Consider the following 18,808-nt stretch of genomic DNA (forward strand, 5'->3'; position numbering starts at 1 on the left):
TATTGTCCAAGGCTCAGTTTGTAAATTTCATTTCTTATATTTCCAGAAGTCTCCATGAATAGATTCTTGTTGTTCAATGTAACCTTGTAATTGTAATTTTTTAAGTTCTCTTTTTACAATTTTCTCTGGCCACTCATATATTGTTGCTATTTCTTGTTCGGAAACGAGTTTTTGTGATTGTATATATTCGATTAGTTTAGGTGGAAGTTGTTTCTCAACTTCTGTCCCGATTAATTCTTGAATGATATACGTATAAATATGATAAGGATATGTTCCTTCGACTTTTAAACCTTCTGAATGTATATCTTCATTAAAGAATACAAGGGAAGGTGTCATATTTACATCCATTTCTCGAGCAATATGCATGTCCGTCTGTAGACTTTCTGTTAAAGCTTGTTCTTTTAAATCATTTATAAAAACAGATAAGTCTATTCCCGATTTAAAAGCGCATTTTCTAATAAGTTCTGTTGTAATAATTTTTTCATGAGGTATAATCTCATTCTGAATTAAATTTAAAAATCTTGTAGCTCGATTATGTCCTTGTAATTCAGCAGCTTTAAAAGCTAGTGCTATATTATCAAATTCACATGTACTTTGAGCCTGACATTTAGTTAATACTTTAAGAGATGGGTTCAAAATCTGACGAATCTTTACGTATTTTTGATATTCTATTTTTAACTTTGCTAATGTAGAAGAAAGATTAAAACAATCTTCGCAAAATGGATCGAAAAATGAATATATTTCTATTTTGCTTGCTGGTGTTAAATCAGCATTACTTTGTTCATTAGCATGGATTAATCTTAATTCTTCGGCCATATTATCCACCTTCAACTATATTAAGCGTTAACCATGTGATTTGCAGTTAGCTTAAGTCTTTCAAATAAATATTCTTGTATATCTCTTTCTAAATGAGATGTCGTAAGTGCTTTTTCCATATTTTCTAACCATGCATCTCGTTCTTTAGTTGTTATTTTAAAAGGCATGTGACGTTGACGTAACATAGGGTGTCCATGTTCTTCTGTATATAAAGCAGGACCACCTAAAAATTGTGTTAAGAATTGTTTTTGTTTACGACTTGTTTCTGCAAAGTCACCAGGGAAAAGATGATTAATCCGTGTATCCTTTTCTACAAGGTAATAAAAGTGATCAATCATGTCGTATAAATCTTTGGGGTCGATTACTTCATATGGAGTCATAATTTCACCTTTTCTTGCTTATTTCAATCTTGATAATATTAATATAACATGTTCTTATATATTTAAAAGTAATTCGACTTGTAATCAAAACAAATTCATGTTGATTGACTTTGGGCGTCAAAAAAGCGTTTCACTTTGTTATCTGGTTTACGATTTTCAATTTGATGTTCAGCAAGTAGCTCTAAAAAGGCTTCTCTTCCTTTATTATAGTCTGTTACTTCAAATTCCAATTCGAAATCTTCTTTCCCTAAATATTCGCTATGATCTAAAACGAGAAGGCCTGTATCTAGGCTTTTTTCTAATCTATATGTGGTTAAGTCGCCCAAGAGCTTTAGTTCATTTAAGGGAACTTGTTGTTTATTTAATATTTCAGAAATATTTTTTGGTAAAAAATGTTTGTCTAACGGTTCATTTATTGGTGGTAAACTGTCTACTACTTCGTTGTACTCTAGTAAACCCACTTTTTGTGGTACTTTTAAAGTCATTTCATATTGCTTGTTTTTCTCACGTATTCTTAGTGCCATTTTTTGAGAAATGATATCGTGGTTTTCTGTATCTATGTAGTGATTTGTTTGTTTAAAAGGTTCGTTTTGTTTAAAATAATATTGTTTTAATGATGAATATTCTTCTCGAGTAAGTAAATTTTTAAACTCTATTTCTAATTCTTGTCCCATTGTCTTTAACACTTCCTTTAATACTATTATTATAGAAGATAATAGGTTAAACAAGTAATTATGTAAAAATAGAGTCATGTTATGAATCTTTAAATTAAAATGTGTTAAAATGAATGGGAATAAGGAGGAACAGTCATGCGTATTTATGTAAATGAAATTAAAATTAATGATAATCAAATACAATGTTATACTGACCAACCAACTGATGGATTAAAGCCGGCTGAACATATGATTGTTGATAGCGATAATCTTGCGTTTGTATATATGCTAGACAGTGGGGAGCAATATGATTATTTATTATTTGTCGAAGAAACATGGTCAATGATTCACGAGAATTTTGATAAAGAGGTCATCGTGAACGATCATTTAATATTAACTTCATTTAAAGAAGAAATGGAATTTTTACTAGACAACATCGCAGATAATCACAACTATGGTAAAGCATTTGTCGCTTCTGTAGAAGAAGCATTTGAATTAAACAAAGCGGAGTGATGGTTATGAATCAATGGGACGAATTTTTGGCACCATATAAACAAGCAATTGACGAGTTGAAGATTAAATTGAAGGGGTTACGTAAACAATACGAATCTTTAGATAGACCTTCGCCAATAGAATTTGTTACAGGTCGCGTAAAGCCAATTTCAAGTATTATTGATAAAGCAAATCAGCGTAACATACCTTTCGATAGATTAAAGGAAGAAATGTATGATATTGCAGGTTTAAGAATGATGTGTCAATTTGTTGATGATATAGATGTTGTTGTGGAATTACTAAGACAACGTCAAGATTTTGAAGTGGTAGAAGAACGAAACTATATTCAATACACTAAAGAAAGTGGATATCGTTCATACCACGTCATCATAAACTATCCTATTGAAACATTACATGGTAAGACAACTGTTTTGGCTGAAATACAAATTAGAACGTTAGCAATGAATTTTTGGGCAACAATTGAACATACTTTAAGATATAAGTATGACGGTGCTTATCCTCCAGAAATAAGGAATAGGCTTGAAAGAGCAGCAGAAGCAGCATTTTTATTAGATGAGGAAATGTCTGAAATTCGTGAAGAAATTCAAGAAGCTCAAAAATATTATTCTAGACAGAAAAGCAATAAACATAATCATGATTGAGGGGTGAATGCTGTGAAATATAATATTTTGTCAAAAGGTGACTCTAAGTCTAATGCGTTAATGTACAAAATGAAAAACCATATGACTGATTTTAATATGGTTCAAGATGAAGAATCTCCTGATATTGTAATTTCGGTAGGTGGAGATGGTACATTATTGCAAGCATTTCACCAGTATAGTCACATGCTAGGGGATGTAAGTTTTGTCGGCGTACATACAGGACATTTAGGTTTCTACGCTGACTGGCTACCGCATGAAGTTGAAAAACTTATTATTGAAATTAATAACTCTACATATCAAGTAATAGAGTATCCATTGTTAGAAGTAATTGTTCGTTATAAAAAGGGTGGATATGAAACAAGATATCTTGCTTTGAACGAAGCGACAATCAAAACAGATGATGGTGCGACATTAGTTGTGGATTTAGTATTGAGAGGAGAACAATTTGAACGCTTTAGAGGTGATGGTTTATGCGTATCTACACCGTCTGGCTCAACTGCTTATAATAAAGCATTAGGTGGTGCTTTAATACATCCATCTTTAGAAGCAATGCAAATTGCAGAAATCGCGTCTATAAACAACCGAGTGTTTAGAACAGTTGGATCACCACTAGTATTACCTAAACATCACGTTTGTCACATACATCCAGTTAATCAAGATACATTACAAGTTACGATTGATCATGTTAACGTTAAACATAAAAATATTGAGTCTATACAATATAGAGTTGCAAATGAAAAAGTGAGATTTGCTAGATTCAGACCTTTCCCATTTTGGAAAAGAGTGCATGATTCATTTATCTCAAATGAGGATTAACATATGAAAACTTTACAATATAATGCAACATCGACTATGTTGTTAAAGACATTTTTATATGACAAAGGCATATCTAAAAAGAGTTTAAGCGCCATTAAGAAAAATGGTGCTTTATTTGTTAATGGGGAACATGCAACTGTAAGAAAAGTATTAGAACAGGGGGATAAAGTAGAAGTATGTTTACCGAATGAAACGCCAAGCATTAATTTAGAGCCTTGTGATATTACATTAAATATATTATATGAAGACGAATGGTTAATTATAGTGTCTAAACCAGCTATCATTAATACAGCACCTTCGAGAGAACACCCGCACAATAGTTTAGTTGAAGCGGTGCTATACCATATGAATAAAAATGAAGAACAAACAATACCACATATCGTTACACGTTTAGATAGAGGGACAAGTGGTATAGTTATATTTACGAAACATCAACTATTGCACCATATGATGTCACAAACGGTTATTAATAAATATTATTTAGCAATTGTTCATGGTTTAGTGCAACGAAAAAGTGACGATATCATTGCACCTATAGCGAGAGCGAGACATTCTATTATAGAAAGAGAAGTTTCTGATTCGGGAAAATTTGCGCATACATATTACGAATTATTGAACCAAAAAGATACGCGCTCATTATTAAAATTACAATTATTTACCGGAAGAACACATCAAATCCGTGTTCACCTTTCACACATTGGCCATACTATTGTAGGAGATAATTTGTATGGTTCTGATGAAACAGCTTACTCTCACCAGCTATTACAATGTCATGTTGTGGAATTTGAACACCCAATTACGAAAAGAAAAATTTATATTGAAGATGATGTCCATTATCACTTATAATACGTAGATGTGCTATAATGAATTGAATTTTTTAAGAGGAGGTGGCAAGATTGGCAAACGAAAATAATGAGCAATATGTCGAAGATGAAGCATTTGATAAAGAACAGTTAGATGCTTTATTAGAGAACAATGATATTGATCAATTTCGAGAAGAATTTTTACGCTTACATACTTATGATCAAGGTGAATACTTTGAAATATGTGATGACACCTTTAAGCAAAAAATATATCAATTTCTTTCACCTAATGAAGTTGCGGATTTCTTTGAAACCACTGAATTAGATGACGAAGAATATGAAGAAATATTTCAAAATATGAATGCCAATTACGCGAGTGAAATGTTAAGTGATATGTCTTACGATAACGCAGTAGATATTCTAAACGTGTTATCTAGGAATAAAGTTGCCACTTTGCTCACGCTTATGAACCGGGAAGACGCACGTGAAATTAAAGCGTTACTTCATTACGAAGAAGATACTGCCGGCGGTATCATGACAACAGAATACATTTCAGTTTATTCTACAATGTCTGTAAAGGAAGCTATGTTTTATGTAAAAGAACAAGCGCCTCAAGCAGAAACAATTTACGTTATTTTTGTTGTAGATGAGAATAAAAAACTAGCTGGTGTCATTTCACTACGTGATTTAATCGTCGCAGAAAACGACGCATATATCGAAGAAATTATGAGTGAACGTGTAATTAGTTCTAATGTAGCAGATGACCAAGAAGAAGTAGCTCAAACGATGCGAGATTACGATTTAATTGCATTACCTGTTATTGATTATCAAGATCATTTATTAGGTATTATAACAATCGATGATATTTTAGATGTTATGGATGAAGAAGCAAGTGAAGACTACTCTAAATTGGCCGGTGTGTCTGATATAGACTCTACTAACGATACTGTGTTTCAAACAGCAATGAAACGTTTACCTTGGTTATTAATTTTAACAGTATTAGGTATGATTACAGCATCAATACTAGGCCAATTCGAAGAAACCTTATCTCAAGTAGCTTTATTAGCAGCTTTTATCCCAATAATTAGTGGTATGAGTGGTAACTCAGGCACGCAATCTTTAGCCGTTTCAGTACGTAATATATCCACAGGGGAAATTGATGAGCAAAGCAAATTCAAGCTCGCTTTACGTGAATCAGGCTCCGGTTTATTAACTGGTTTCTGCTGTGCACTTAGTTTATTTCTAATTATTATTTTATTATACAGAGAGCCAGTTTTGGCGTTGATTGTTTCCATCAGTCTTACAATTGCAATGACAGTTGGTACATTAATGGGAGCAATCATACCTATGTTTATGAATAAAATGAATATAGATCCTGCAGTAGCAAGCGGCCCGTTTATAACGACAATTAATGACATTATTAGTATGTTAATATATTTTGGTTTAGCAACTGCATTTATGTCATATTTAATATAAGGAGAAAAATATGGAACATTCTAGTTTTACTTCGCTAGTAATAGTGGTAGTAGCAGCATTTTTAACCCCTATACTAGTCAATAGACTTAAAATATCTTTCTTACCTGTAGTCGTAGCCGAAATTATAATGGGGATTATAATTGGTGATTCTTTATTTGGTCTAGTTAAAGAGGATGCTTGGTTATCCATTTTATCTACACTTGGATTTATCTTTTTGATGTTTTTAAGTGGTTTAGAAATTGATTTCAATGCATTTAAGTCAAAGAAACATTCAGAAGATGAAGAAGCGAATAAAATTCCAAGCAATTTATCTTTAATGACTATCGTCTTTTCAATGATTATGATTTTATCTATATTTTTAGCATTTGTATTTAAATGGACAGGTTTAATCGATGATGTTTTACTTATGGTTATTATCATTTCAACAATAAGTCTAGGCGTAGTTGTTCCAACGCTTAAAGAAATGAATATTATGCATACGAGCATAGGTCAGTTTATTTTACTAGTAGCAGTTGTAGCAGATTTAGTAACGATGATTCTATTGACTGTTTACGGTACGATAAACGCAAAAGGTGATTCACCGCTATGGTTAATAACGATTTTAATCGCATTTGGAATTGTATTTTACATAATTGGTGGCTATTTCATTAAATCACCGTTCTTAAAAAAGTTAACTTCAGGAACAACACAAATAGGGATAAGAGCAGTATTTGCACTTATTATACTATTGGTTGCTTTAGCTGAAGGCGTAGGGGCTGAAAATATACTTGGTGCCTTCTTAGCAGGTGTTATTGTTTCATTGCTTGGTCCAGATCAAGATATGATAGAGAAATTAGATTCATTTGGATATGGTTTTTTCATACCAATATTCTTTATCATGGTCGGTGTAAATTTAAACATACCTTCTTTAATAAAAGAACCAGGCTTGTTGCTTATCATACCTTTATTGTTTATTGCTTTCTTAATTTCAAAATTAATACCAGTAAGTATTATTGGAAAATGGTATGATATGAAAACAACAATTTCATCAGCATTTTTATTAACATCAACACTTTCTCTTGTAATTGCAGCTGCTAAAATTGCTGAACAATTAGGCACTATTTCACCTGAAATCTCAGGTATACTTGTGTTAAGTGCAGTTATAACATGTGTGTTTGTACCAATAGTATTCAAGAAGTTATTCCCAATACCAGAAGAAACTAAAGTAATTGTTAAAGTAAGTTTCATTGGTAAAAACCAACTGTCTATACCAGTTGCTCAAAGTATTCATTCACACATATATCAAACGACTATGTTCTTTAGAAAAGACTTAGCTGATCATCGTAATTTAGATGAAAGTATTAAAACACATGAGTTAGATGATTATGTTGAAGAAGAACTAATAGAGCTTGGGTTATTTAAATCAGATATCATTGTTTGTTCTGCAAATGATGATGCTATTAATAAAAAAGTAGCTTTAATGGCTCATAAACATGGTGTTAAACGAATTATTTGTAAGCAAGAAAACATTTCAGAAGATGATGAATTACACGATAAGAACATTGAATTCTTTAGTAGTTTCTTAAGTAATAAGATATTACTTAAAGGTTTAATTGAATCTCCAAACGTACTGAACTTATTAAGTAACGTAGAAACATCACTATATGAAATCGAAATGAAAAATCACAGTTACCACAATGTGTTATTACGTTCATTTCCTTTTGCAGGCGATATCATTTTCGTACGAATTATTAGAGGAAAAGATTCAATCGTACCGCATGGTGATACAGAATTACAATATGGAGATAAACTGATTGTTACAGGTTCGAAAGAATATGTATCAGAACTAAAACAAGATATGGAATTCATTTGATTTAAAGTGAAAATGAGGAGTGAAACTTGCTTCTCATTTTTGCTTTTTTCTAAATGAAAATAAAGGTATTATGCTTGTCAGGTGGTATGACCAGTGGTATCATTACCAGTGAATGTAAAGAATAATATACATATTAAAGGAGTTAAATGAATGTTTAATTTAGAAGGAAAAACATATGTCATTATGGGTATTGCTAATAAGAGAAGTATTGGTTTCGGCGTAGCAAAAGTATTAGATGAACTTGGTGCTAAATTAGTATTTACTTACAGAAAAGAACGTAGTAAAAATCAACTTGAAAAATTATTCGACGAACTAAAAAACCAAGATGAAGCATATTTATATGAATGCGATGTTCAACAAGACGATCACGTTGTAAATGCTTTTAAAGAAATAGGCGATAAGTTCGGTAAAATAGATGGCGTTTATCATTCAATTGCTTTCGCTAATATGGAAGATTTACGTGGTAGATTTAGTGATACAACAAGAGAAGGATTCTTACTTGCACAAGACATCAGTTCTTATTCTTTAACAATTGTTTCAAGAGAAGCTAAAAAACTTATGCCTGAAGGTGGCAGTATCGTTGCTACTACATACTTAGGCGGAGAATTCGCTGTTCCTAACTATAATGTTATGGGCGTAGCTAAAGCAAGTTTAGAAGCAAATGTTAAATATTTAGCAAGTGATTTAGGCGCAGATAATATCCGTGTTAACGCAATTTCTGCAGGACCTATCCGTACTTTAAGTGCTAAAGGTGTAGGTGGATTTAACTCTATCCTTAAAGAAATTGAAGAACGTGCGCCATTACAACGCAATGTAGACACAGAAGAAGTAGGTAAAACAGCTGCTTACTTGCTAAGTGATTACTCTAGCGGTGTAACTGGTGAAAATATTCATGTTGATTCAGGTTATCATATCGTAAAATAATTATTAGTTTGGGAAGTATACTAGTCTCATAAATAGTGCTCACAATTCGTTGTTGTTTAACCTTCGAATTGTGAGTTTTTATTTATATGAAATGATATTTAAAATGGGAGAGAGATTTCGTAACCCCGCCCCGGTCAGGATGACTAGGATTGAAAAAAGCTTGATATAAGTGCATTTTCAATTTAATTAGCTACTGCCACTATAATAAAGAGGTCTGATACATTGTAATGTTTCAGACTTAAATGCAAAAATACAGGCCGATAAAATAAATTATCGACCCGCAAACGCAAAAATACAGGCCGATAAAATAAATTATCGAACCGCAAAATGAATATAGCTTGAAAGAAGGGCAGCGTACACTAAAAAAGCCGAAACACGAACGCCGTGTTTCGGCTTTTTAAATAGTCATTATTTTAAATCATTATCTACTATTGGATCATCTTCTACCGTTCTCGATGCTGTTGAACTTATTGATTGTCTATGTGTGTATACATTTCTAACAATTGTCTTAATAACAGCATAAGTTGGTACAGCAATTAAAATAGCTACGAATCCTCCTAAATTACCAGCTGCTAATATAACAGTAATAATTGTTAGGGGATGAATGCTTAAAGTCTTACCCATAATATTTGGTGTAATAACATTACCTTCTAATTGCTGACAAATTAACGTAATAATACTTACCCATATAAACATCACTGGGTCTTGAATTATTGAAATAATGGCTGCTGGTATGAAAGCTAACCATGGTCCCAGGAATGGTATCATATTAGTTACTAATGCGAGCAAGGCAAGTAATAGAGCGTAGTCTAAGCCTACAAATGTATAACCGATATAAAGTAAGACACCTAAGATTAAACTGACTGTTACTTGGCCTTGTATATAAGCTTGTAGCGTTTGGTTAATGTCTTTACATAAATTAACTACGAACCACTTTGTACGTCCTCTAAATGGTTTAGCGATAAACGGGATAAATCTTTCATGATCTTTCAACATATATATTAAGAAGAAAGGTACTAAAATTAATAAGAAAAGTGTTGATACTAATGAAGATATATATCCAAATAAGTTTGAAAGCATATCTGTCACAATACCACTAATACTTTCTATAGAGTCATTAATTTTTTGAGAAATGTTATCTGGTAGTCTATCTCTTTGTTGTAAAGCATAATCTACTGCATTTTGTACTTCACGCTGGATGTAAGGCATGTTTCTAATTAAATTGTTAATTTGATCTGTTACTAGAGGTGCAACTATAGAAATGAACAACATAATAACGAATACTAATGCAATCATTAAAATAGTGATGCTGCCCCATCTAGGTATTTTTCTTTTTTCTAACATTTTTTGGAATGGTAAACAAATATAGAATAAGAAACCACCTAATAATAAAGGTAATAAAATCGATTGAACAATAACAATGATTGGATAAAAAATCTGATTAATTTCCATAAATACTTTTATGATTAGAAATGTTAGGAGAATGGCGATTCCTGAACGGAACCAAGCTTTATTTAACAAGAGCGTACCTCCTTTAATCTAGTTTTGTATACCATTATATTATAAGCGAAAAATGAAAATTGACAATGACAATTGGAAATACTTTTAAATCTATATTCGTAAATTAATCTATATTAATTTTAAGTTGTACGGATTAGAATAAATATTAATCTTTCATGAATAGAAAGTTAATAGTATTTTAAACTATATTAATATAAAAAAAGATTAAATCAACAAAGAAAACGCTTACAAATATTATAATTATTAAGTGAAAAAATATATTGATTGTGTTTTTATACATGGTATAATCATAACAAGATAATTTCCAAATTTTCAGAATTCAGAAATTATCTTACAGGCTTACAACAAAGGGGAGATTATTATGGAATCTATTGTTAGCTTTGCCAATGATATAGTGTGGAGTAAAGCCCTTGTATATGGTTTATTACTTACAGGAATTTTATTCTCATTTATGATGCGATTTTTTCAAATTAGACATTTTAAAGAAATGATAAGGTTAATGTTTCAAGGGGAAAAATCACCTACAGGTATTTCTTCATTCCAAGCGATAGCAGTTTCATTAGCTGGTCGTGTTGGTACTGGTAATATTGTAGGTGTTGCGACAGCGATTTTCATCGGTGGTCCTGGTGCAGTATTTTGGATGTGGGCAACCGCGTTCTTAGGTGCTAGTTCAGCTTTCATCGAATCAACGCTCGGCCAAATTTATAAAAGAGAAATTAAAGGTCAATACCGTGGGGGTCCTGCTTACTATATAGAAACTGGTATAAAGGGTAAAGCAGGAAAAATTTACGCAGTTATTTTTGCACTTGTTACAATACTTTCAGTAGGATTGTTATTACCTGGTGTTCAATCAAATGCGATTGCCTCTTCAATGAAAAATGCATTCGGTTTGAATGCGTGGATTATAGCTATTGTTTTAGCAATATTACTAGCGTTAATTATTTTTGGTGGTATTAAATCAATTGCAAATGTAGCAACGGCAGTTGTTCCGTTTATGGCTATTATTTACATAGGTTTTGCAATATTAATTATTATTCTTAATATAGATGCAGTTCCTTCGTTAATTGCGCTTATATTTAAATCAGCCTTTGGAGCTGAAGCAGCATTTGGTGGTATATTTGGTGCCATGATTGAGATAGGTGTAAAGCGTGGACTGTACTCAAATGAAGCAGGTCAAGGTACTGGGCCTCATGCCGCTGCTGCAGCAGAAGTTTCACATCCAGCAAAACAAGGATTAGTACAAGCGTTCTCTGTATATATTGATACATTATTAGTGTGTACAGCAACAGCATTAATGATTTTAATGACTGGTACATTTAATACTACAGATGGTGCTACAAATAAAGATGGATCGCCACATTTAATTCATGATAATGGAATTTATGTAGAAAGTGCTGATGGTAGTAAAGATGTGAGTGGTACAGCAATGTATGCACAAGCAGGGATAGATAAAGCATTCTCAGGAGATGACTACACATTTAGTCCAGGCTATTCTGGAATAGGTTCATATTTCATCGCATTAGCGTTATTCTTCTTTGCTTTCACAACTATACTCGCATATTACTATATTGCAGAAACCAACGTCAGCTTTATAGTCCCCTCCGACAAGCAGAAAATATGGATAAATCTTGTGCGGGTAGTGCTCATAGCTGCCACAATTTATGGTTGTGTTAAAACGGCGGATGTAGCATGGATGATGGGTGACTTAGGTGTTGGTATGATGGCGTGGTTAAATATTATTGCAATATGGATACTACACAAACCAGCATTACGAGCACTTAAAGATTTCGAAAGGCAAAAGAAAGAAAAAGGTTCAGGAAAATATGCAATATATAGACCCGATCCAAATGAAGTTCCAGATGCAAAATTTTGGCATGAAGATTATCCAAAACGTTTAAAAGAATTTGATATTAAAGAATAATTTATAAATATCAAACGCTTTCAAATATGCGCTCTCTACTGTACAATGTATTTATATGTATAGTTGGGAGCGTTTTTTATGGATAAAAAAGTAGGTCTAGTTGATCAAATTAATTTAGAAAGTAAATTTTTAGAAAGGGAAGTGACAGTCTCAATCTATTTACCCAAAGATTATACAGATTTGTATAAACATCATGTGATTATTACTTTTGATGGTCGTGATTTCTTCCAATTCGGCCAAATACATCGAACGTATGAAAAGCTAAGATCTGCGAATCAAATAGATAAAGCAATCATAGTAGGTGTTCACTATGAAAGTGTCGAAGAAAGAAGAAAAGAATTTCATCCAGATGGTTCGCATAGAAAAGAAATGTCAAAATTTGTTGTGAAAGAGCTTTGTCCTTATATTGATAAAACATTTTCTACGTTGAAAGTGGGAAATGCTAGAATACTATTAGGCGATAGTTTAGCAGCAAGCATTGCTTTATTAACAGGTCTAGAATACCCACATCATTTTAGTCAACTAGGTTTATTTAGTCCAATGATTAACGATACCGTTACAGAAAAATTTAAAGCGTGCTCATCATTAGGGTTGTTAAACATTAAACATTATATTGGAAAAGAAGAAAATCATTTTAAACTGATTAGTGGCAATTATGCTGATTTTCTTACGCCAAATAGAGCTTTTAGTGAACTTTTACAAAAATATAACATAACTTACGAATATAGAGAATTAGAGGGTGGGCACACATGGAAAACATGGAAACCACACTTAGAAGACATGTTAAGTTACTTTTTAAGTCATCAAAAACAGAAAAGTTTGATATAATAAAATAGAAGACAAACAAAGGAGGAAGTATCATTATGAAATTAGGCATCGTACTTATTCCATCAAAACCATTCCAAGAAGCAGTGAATGCTTATCGTAAAAGATACGATAAACACTATGCGTTAATTAGTCCGCATATTACTATTAAAGAAAAGTTTGACATTGAAGACAATGAACTAGACAAAGTTAAAGATAGACTTGCGGAAACTGCTAAACAACATCAACCAGTAAACATTCAAGTATCAAAGGCGTCTAGTTTTACGCCAACTAAAAACGTAATATACTTTAAAGTAACAAAAACAGATGAATTAGAAGCATTGTATAATGAATTTAATAATAGTGAATTCTATGGTGAAAGCACACATCCATTTGTCCCACATTTTACAATTGCACAAGGTCTTTCTAGCCAAGAGTTTGAAGACATCTTTGGGCAAGTTAAAATGGCTGGTATCAATCATTCAGAAACAATTGATACTATTAAATTAATGAAACAAAATGACGATGAAACATGGTCTGAAGAAGCATCTTATACATTAGGATAAAATTAAACAATATAAGACATAATTATATTATTTAAACAGATTATTCTAGAACTTAATTGTTCAATAAAAAAACAGAGGATATTCCACTTAAAATGGATATCCTCTGTTTTTTTATATAGTATTTGATCTTTTCTTTCTTCGGACATTTAAAAAGTATATACCATAAAATAAAGCTAAGAATAAAAAAATTAAACTTGAAGCATAAATTGTATAGTATACGTCAGCGAATATTTCTGAAATAACGCCACCTAGTATAGGTCCAATCATCGTACCAAAACCTTGTACGCTGTTGAATACACCCCATGTTTCTTCTTGTACTTTTGTATCTATATGACTAGCCATAAATGTATTCCATGCTGGCAATAATAGGCCGTAAATCGTACCGATTAATAGGGCGATTGTTATAACAATAAATAGCTGTGTTAATAAAGTTAATCCAAAAATAAATGAACTGTAAGCTAAGAAGCCTATAAAAATAATGATATGAGTAAATACTTTAGCGTATTTATCCATCAGTTTTGAAAAGAATAGCATCGAAATTGTACAACCAATACCACCAACTATCAAAATAATCGTATATTCTAAGGTTGTTACACCCATATGTTTAGTTGCGTATGTTGGTAATATTGGAACAAGCATTCCTATTGAAGCACCTTGTAAAAATATACCTGGGAATAATAATAAATGTCTCTTTGTAACATCTACAATTTCTGTTAATTGTTTTTTTACAGATTTATTTTCATAATCAGTCAATTGTACTTTAACAAAGTAGAACAATACCCAAGCGACTAATACACATATTGCCATCATAAATGAAAATTTAGTTGGATGTAATTTGAATAATAAATTCATAAATATCATACCTGAAAGCATACCGACTAACCAACTAAAGTAAACATAACCCATTTGTTTACCACGTGATGATTCTTCTACGCTTGAAAGCATAATCACCCATATAGGACTGACTGCAATTCCGAGTAAAATAGCACTCAGAATATAAATAACAGGTGATGGGAAGAAAATAATTAATGCTAAACTTGTAAATGCTAATAAAAAACCACTAGTTAAGATTACAGTTGGACCGAATCTTTTTAATAGAAAACCAATTACGAAATTTGTTAACGCGTCACTTATAAAATGTAAAGAAATTGCTGTAGAAGTAATACCAACAGTCACTTTCGCTGTAGTCGTTGGTAGAAATGGTAAATAACTTAATATATACATACCTCTAGCAAATTCCATCATAAATAAAATGACGAGCATTATCCAAAAATCTTTTTTATAGAATGATTTACCTGATGAAGTATTTGGCATACATAGGGACCTTTCCATAAATTTCATTGTAAGTAAGTGAATCGCTTAGTAATGAAAGTAAATCCTTACAAATTGTTTCAGTTGGTTTTTCTAAATAGTTTTCTTCTAGTAGTTGTGTCATTTCTTTAAGTTCTTCAGGTTGATTTACAAGTGAAATAACTAATTTAGTAGCTTCTTCAGGTGTGTTAGCAACTTTCCCATATCCTTTTTCACTAAAGTATTCAGCATTCTCTAGTTCTTGTCCTGGAGCAGGGTTAAGAAAAATTAATGGTAAGTGTCTAGCAAACGCTTCAGATATTGTTATACCACCAGGCTTCGTAATCATCAGTTGGCTAGAAGCCATCCACTCATTCATATGTTTTGTATAACCTAATATAAGTACGTTTTTATTACCTTTAAAGTATTGAGCTAAATCAGAGCGTAAAGATTTATTGTTTCCACAAATCATGACTACTTGAGAGTCTTTAGCATGCGCATCAATTTTTTCAATCATAGATGAAAAACCTGTAGAAACTCCAAATGCTCCAGCGGACATTAATATAACGCTTTTATTTGGATCTAAATTTTGTTTCATTAACCAAGCATGTCGATTGATAGGTTCTTCAAACTGTTTTGAAATAGGTATTCCTCTAACTCTAATCGATTCTGAGTCGATACCTATTGAATTAAACTCTTCTTTCAAATCTTTAGTCGCTACATAATAGCGATTTGAGTGTGGTGTAACCCAGTTTTTATGCAAACGATAATCAGTCATAACTGTAGCAATAGGTATGTTCAAATTAAATTGTTCAGTCAAAACAGATACTACTGGCGTAGGGAAAGTCAGTAATATTAAATCAGGTTTCTCTTTAATTAGTAAATTTAACAATTTATTTAATCCATAATATTTATAAAAACACTTATCTATTTGTTCAGGACGACTATAGTAGAAAAATTTATACATATTTCTAAAATATTTGAAGCTATTAATGTACCATTGTTTCGCAATAGAAGTCATAATAGGATGTGCTTCAAGAAATAAATCATGTTGAATGACAGTTAAATGATCAAGATTCATTTCACCAAATTGTTTCACAATACTATTCGTTACTTGTAAATGACCGTTACCAAAAGAACCGGTAATAATCAATAATTTTTTGTTTTGAGAAACCATTAGCCACACTCCGTATTTGTATTTATTATCTATGATAGTTTAACGTATTTTCCTTAATTTGTGAAAAGATATTGCATTTATTACATAATCTATACAGTTTCTTATGATTATCTCAACATTTTTATCAATAATTGTTTAGTTAATATGATATTTTTATTTAATTTTGATTTTGAGTAATCTTGAGAAAGTAATACAGGTAACATCACACTAATCGTTTGACTAGCCATCATTCGAAAGGCTAAATCAGCGGGTATATCTTTATCAATTTGATTATTGTCTTTTAAATTTTGAATATATTGAGAAATAGTGGGTCCGATTGATTGCTTAACAACATCAGTCATTATATTACGAAAATCTGTATTATACATTATTTCTCCAAAAATTATTTTTATTATATTTTTATTATTATCAATGAATTTTATTCTATTATCTACAAATGTGTCAATAAATGCATCTAAATTATCACATTTTGATAATTCTGAACTGAATTCTTTTAACACTTCAGGAGCAACTACCGATTTATATAAAGGTAATAATCCTGCATATAATAATTCATTTTTTGTTTTGAAATGTTTATATACAGTGCCTTCAGAAACTTTTGCCATTCTCGCAATGTCTTTTGTCGAGGTATTATAAAATCCACGTTCACTAAATAATACCGTTGCGCTATTTAATACTGCTTTTTGTTTTTCACTTATTTGTGATTGCTTTTTTAGTTGTTCGTTCATAATTTCTTTAATAGAGCGATTCATAATATAAACCTACACTTTCCGATATCTTTTCATACCTAATATATTTAAGACTAGCAACAAGACAAATATTAGGAAGAGAATAATCCAATTCACATATATATCTGATATTTCATAACCTCTGATCATAACGTTTTGGATTGCATCGCCAGCGTAATAAAGCGGCATTATATGTGCAATATATTGCAATGTTTTGTGCATTGAGTCTACTGGTATTATACCCGCAAAAAACACTTGTGGAACAATAGCTAGAGGTATAAATTGAATCATTTGAAATTCAGATGATGCAAAAGTTGATAATAACAAGCCTAAAGTTAAAGCAATAAATGAAATCAATATATTTGTTATAAATACGAGCGCAATATTTCCTTCTGTTGTCATCTGTAATACATATATTGAATAAATAACAATTAATGCTGTTTGAATAACAGCAAATGTACCATAACCAATTATATAACCTATAATAATTTGATATTTCTTAATTGGAGAGGATAGTGTACGGTCAAGTGTGCCTGAAGTTCTTTCTTTCAGTAAGGAAATACCTGAAATTAAAAAGGTAAAGAAAAATACAAAGAATGCAATTAAAACTGGGCTGATTGTATCAAAATAATTCGTATCTTTATTGCCATGCAAATAGTGATTTGATGTTTCAATTTTTTCAATTTTTGGTTTGTCTTGTTGAGGTAAATCTTGTTTTATGTTGTCTGGTAACTTTTTCGTTATTTCACTTAACATTTTACTTTGATTATTTAACGCATTTGTTAACTGATTGATATTTTTACTGACTAAAATTTGATTAACCTTTAACTTTAATTGATTCGTTACACTAGGGTCTGAATTTTCATAAGTAATAGAATACTCGTGATTACTTTCTTCTACAAAACCATCTAGGTCATCATTTTTAAATTTATCTTTTAAATTTTTATAATCATCATATTGAACTGTTTCAATGTTTTTATCATGTAATTGGTTTATTAAATGTTCATTAGCTTGATACGTGCCGATTTTTAACTCTTTAGATTCATCTGAGTAATTAAACAAGAAATAAATTAATGTTAAGATGAGCAGTGGGGCAACGAGCAGAAGCATTAGTGTACGTTTATCTCGCAACACTTGTTTAAATATTCTTGTTGCTATATTAAGCATCTACACCATCTCCTAACTCAAGAAAAACTTCTTCTATCGTGTTGACTTTAAATGATGATTTTATTTCATCAGGTGAACCGTAAGAAATAATATTGCCGTCTCTCATTAATAATAGTCTGTCACATTTATCCGCTTCATCTAACACGTGAGTCGTGACGAGTATCGTTTTTCCTTTATTACGTTCCTCAAATAAATCGTTCCATATAGATTTTCTTAATTTTGGGTCTATACCTACAGTAGGCTCGTCTAAAATTAATATTTTTGGGTTTTGAATAAAACTAATAGCGAGTGAAAGTCTTCTTTTCATACCTCCAGAAAAAGCACTTACTTTTTTCTTGCGTTCATTATATAAATTCACCATCTCTAAAGCACGTTGTATATTAGTTTGTAAATTTTGTTCTTTAGTAATATATAATTTTCCAAAGAATAACATGTTCTCGTAAGCAGTTAAATCTTCGTATAATGCATCACTTTGCGCCATATATCCAATTGAACGTAAAATTTTACGGTTAGGTATGTCCACATCTTCAATCGTAATATTACCTGAATCAATGGCTTCCATTCCTAAAATACATTTTATGAGCGTTGTTTTACCAGCACCAGAAGGGCCAATTAAACCTGTGATACAACCTGGTTCAAAATGTGTTGTCATATCATTTAATATATTAACTTTTCCGTATGACTTAGTTATATTATCTACTTTTATCATTTTGAACACCTCTTTTAATTTAAAAGTGAGTACTCACTCATATTACAACTA

The 18,808-nt window shown here is 31.4% G+C and carries 19 protein-coding genes; 10 read left to right on the forward strand and 9 right to left on the reverse strand.

Annotated elements, in window-relative coordinates:
- Positions 1-27 precede the first annotated feature (27 nt).
- The 3 genes from CD135_RS04425 to CD135_RS04435 form a co-directional block, all read right to left on the reverse strand.
- The gene (locus CD135_RS04425; RefSeq protein WP_016999376.1) at positions 28-816 is read right to left on the reverse strand and encodes a DsbA family protein; all 789 of its coding nucleotides are present in this window, start codon (positions 814-816) and stop codon (positions 28-30) included.
- A gap of 20 nt (positions 817-836) precedes the next feature.
- Positions 837-1,196 carry a globin domain-containing protein gene (locus CD135_RS04430; protein ID WP_064211107.1) on the reverse strand — a complete coding sequence of 120 codons (360 nt, stop codon included), beginning with the start codon at positions 1,194-1,196 and terminating at the stop codon, positions 837-839.
- Positions 1,197-1,291: 95 nt separating this feature from the next.
- Positions 1,292-1,870, reverse strand: a complete 579-nt coding sequence (locus CD135_RS04435; RefSeq protein ID WP_103268891.1) for a CYTH domain-containing protein — start codon at positions 1,868-1,870, stop codon at positions 1,292-1,294.
- Between the two features lie 135 nt (positions 1,871-2,005).
- On the opposite strand from CD135_RS04435, the gene CD135_RS04440 reads away from it, so the two are divergent.
- The 7 genes from CD135_RS04440 (at position 2,006) to fabI (ending at position 8,874) form a co-directional block, all read left to right on the forward strand.
- Positions 2,006-2,362: a UPF0738 family protein gene (locus CD135_RS04440; protein ID WP_016999373.1), complete on the forward strand. Its 357-nt coding sequence runs from the start codon at positions 2,006-2,008 to the stop codon at positions 2,360-2,362.
- Positions 2,363-2,367: 5 nt separating this feature from the next.
- A complete protein-coding gene (gene yjbM / locus CD135_RS04445; RefSeq protein WP_103268892.1) occupies positions 2,368-3,003 on the forward strand; it encodes a GTP diphosphokinase in 636 nt (211 codons plus the stop codon).
- Between the two features lie 12 nt (positions 3,004-3,015).
- On the forward strand, positions 3,016-3,819 hold the full coding sequence (locus CD135_RS04450; RefSeq protein WP_016999371.1) for an NAD kinase: 804 nt from the start codon (positions 3,016-3,018) through the stop codon (positions 3,817-3,819).
- Between the two features lie 3 nt (positions 3,820-3,822).
- Complete coding sequence (locus CD135_RS04455) at positions 3,823-4,665, forward strand: RluA family pseudouridine synthase (RefSeq protein WP_070045152.1); 843 nt, start codon at positions 3,823-3,825, stop codon at positions 4,663-4,665.
- Positions 4,666-4,715: 50 nt separating this feature from the next.
- Positions 4,716-6,098: a magnesium transporter gene (gene mgtE / locus CD135_RS04460; RefSeq protein ID WP_103268893.1), complete on the forward strand. Its 1,383-nt coding sequence runs from the start codon at positions 4,716-4,718 to the stop codon at positions 6,096-6,098.
- Positions 6,099-6,108: 10 nt separating this feature from the next.
- Positions 6,109-7,950, forward strand: coding sequence for a cation:proton antiporter domain-containing protein (locus CD135_RS04465; protein WP_064204861.1), 1,842 nt, complete (start codon positions 6,109-6,111; stop codon positions 7,948-7,950).
- Positions 7,951-8,100: 150 nt separating this feature from the next.
- Complete coding sequence (gene fabI / locus CD135_RS04470) at positions 8,101-8,874, forward strand: enoyl-ACP reductase FabI (RefSeq protein WP_016999367.1); 774 nt, start codon at positions 8,101-8,103, stop codon at positions 8,872-8,874.
- 408 nt (positions 8,875-9,282) lie between these two features.
- Here the strand turns inward: fabI and CD135_RS04475 are convergent, their stop codons facing one another.
- Entirely contained in the window at positions 9,283-10,395 is a 1,113-nt protein-coding gene (locus tag CD135_RS04475) for an AI-2E family transporter (RefSeq protein ID WP_017000866.1), read from the reverse strand.
- Positions 10,396-10,756: 361 nt separating this feature from the next.
- Here CD135_RS04475 and CD135_RS04480 point away from each other — a divergent pair, with 361 nt between their 5' ends.
- The 3 genes from CD135_RS04480 to CD135_RS04490 all read left to right on the forward strand — a co-directional run bounded on the left by CD135_RS04480 (position 10,757) and on the right by CD135_RS04490 (position 13,686).
- A complete protein-coding gene (locus CD135_RS04480; RefSeq protein ID WP_017000865.1) occupies positions 10,757-12,316 on the forward strand; it encodes an alanine/glycine:cation symporter family protein in 1,560 nt (519 codons plus the stop codon).
- Positions 12,317-12,394: 78 nt separating this feature from the next.
- Entirely contained in the window at positions 12,395-13,144 is a 750-nt protein-coding gene (locus tag CD135_RS04485) for an alpha/beta hydrolase (RefSeq protein WP_017000864.1), read from the forward strand.
- A gap of 35 nt (positions 13,145-13,179) precedes the next feature.
- Positions 13,180-13,686 (forward strand): 2'-5' RNA ligase family protein, encoded by a 507-nt coding sequence (locus CD135_RS04490; protein ID WP_017000863.1) that lies wholly within the window; start codon positions 13,180-13,182, stop codon positions 13,684-13,686.
- 111 nt (positions 13,687-13,797) lie between these two features.
- On the opposite strand, the gene ltaA is transcribed toward CD135_RS04490, so the two are convergent.
- The 5 genes from ltaA to CD135_RS04515 all read right to left on the reverse strand — a co-directional run bounded on the left by ltaA (position 13,798) and on the right by CD135_RS04515 (position 18,757).
- On the reverse strand, positions 13,798-15,000 hold the full coding sequence (gene ltaA, locus CD135_RS04495; RefSeq protein ID WP_103268894.1) for a lipoteichoic acid biosynthesis MFS flippase LtaA: 1,203 nt from the start codon (positions 14,998-15,000) through the stop codon (positions 13,798-13,800).
- Positions 14,978-16,153: a diglucosyl diacylglycerol synthase gene (locus tag CD135_RS04500; protein ID WP_103268895.1), complete on the reverse strand. Its 1,176-nt coding sequence runs from the start codon at positions 16,151-16,153 to the stop codon at positions 14,978-14,980. The genes ltaA and CD135_RS04500 overlap by 23 nt, the downstream gene beginning before the upstream one ends.
- A gap of 107 nt (positions 16,154-16,260) precedes the next feature.
- The gene (locus CD135_RS04505) at positions 16,261-16,905 is read right to left on the reverse strand and encodes a TetR/AcrR family transcriptional regulator (protein WP_103268896.1); all 645 of its coding nucleotides are present in this window, start codon (positions 16,903-16,905) and stop codon (positions 16,261-16,263) included.
- A gap of 9 nt (positions 16,906-16,914) precedes the next feature.
- Positions 16,915-18,048 (reverse strand): ABC transporter permease, encoded by a 1,134-nt coding sequence (locus CD135_RS04510; RefSeq protein ID WP_103268897.1) that lies wholly within the window; start codon positions 18,046-18,048, stop codon positions 16,915-16,917.
- Positions 18,041-18,757, reverse strand: a complete 717-nt coding sequence (locus CD135_RS04515; RefSeq protein ID WP_017000858.1) for an ABC transporter ATP-binding protein — start codon at positions 18,755-18,757, stop codon at positions 18,041-18,043. Before CD135_RS04515 ends, CD135_RS04510 begins: the two co-directional genes overlap by 8 nt.
- Between the last annotated feature and the right edge of the window lie 51 nt (positions 18,758-18,808).

The organism is Mammaliicoccus lentus (assembly GCF_002902755.1).
Lineage (GTDB): Bacteria > Bacillota > Bacilli > Staphylococcales > Staphylococcaceae > Mammaliicoccus > Mammaliicoccus lentus.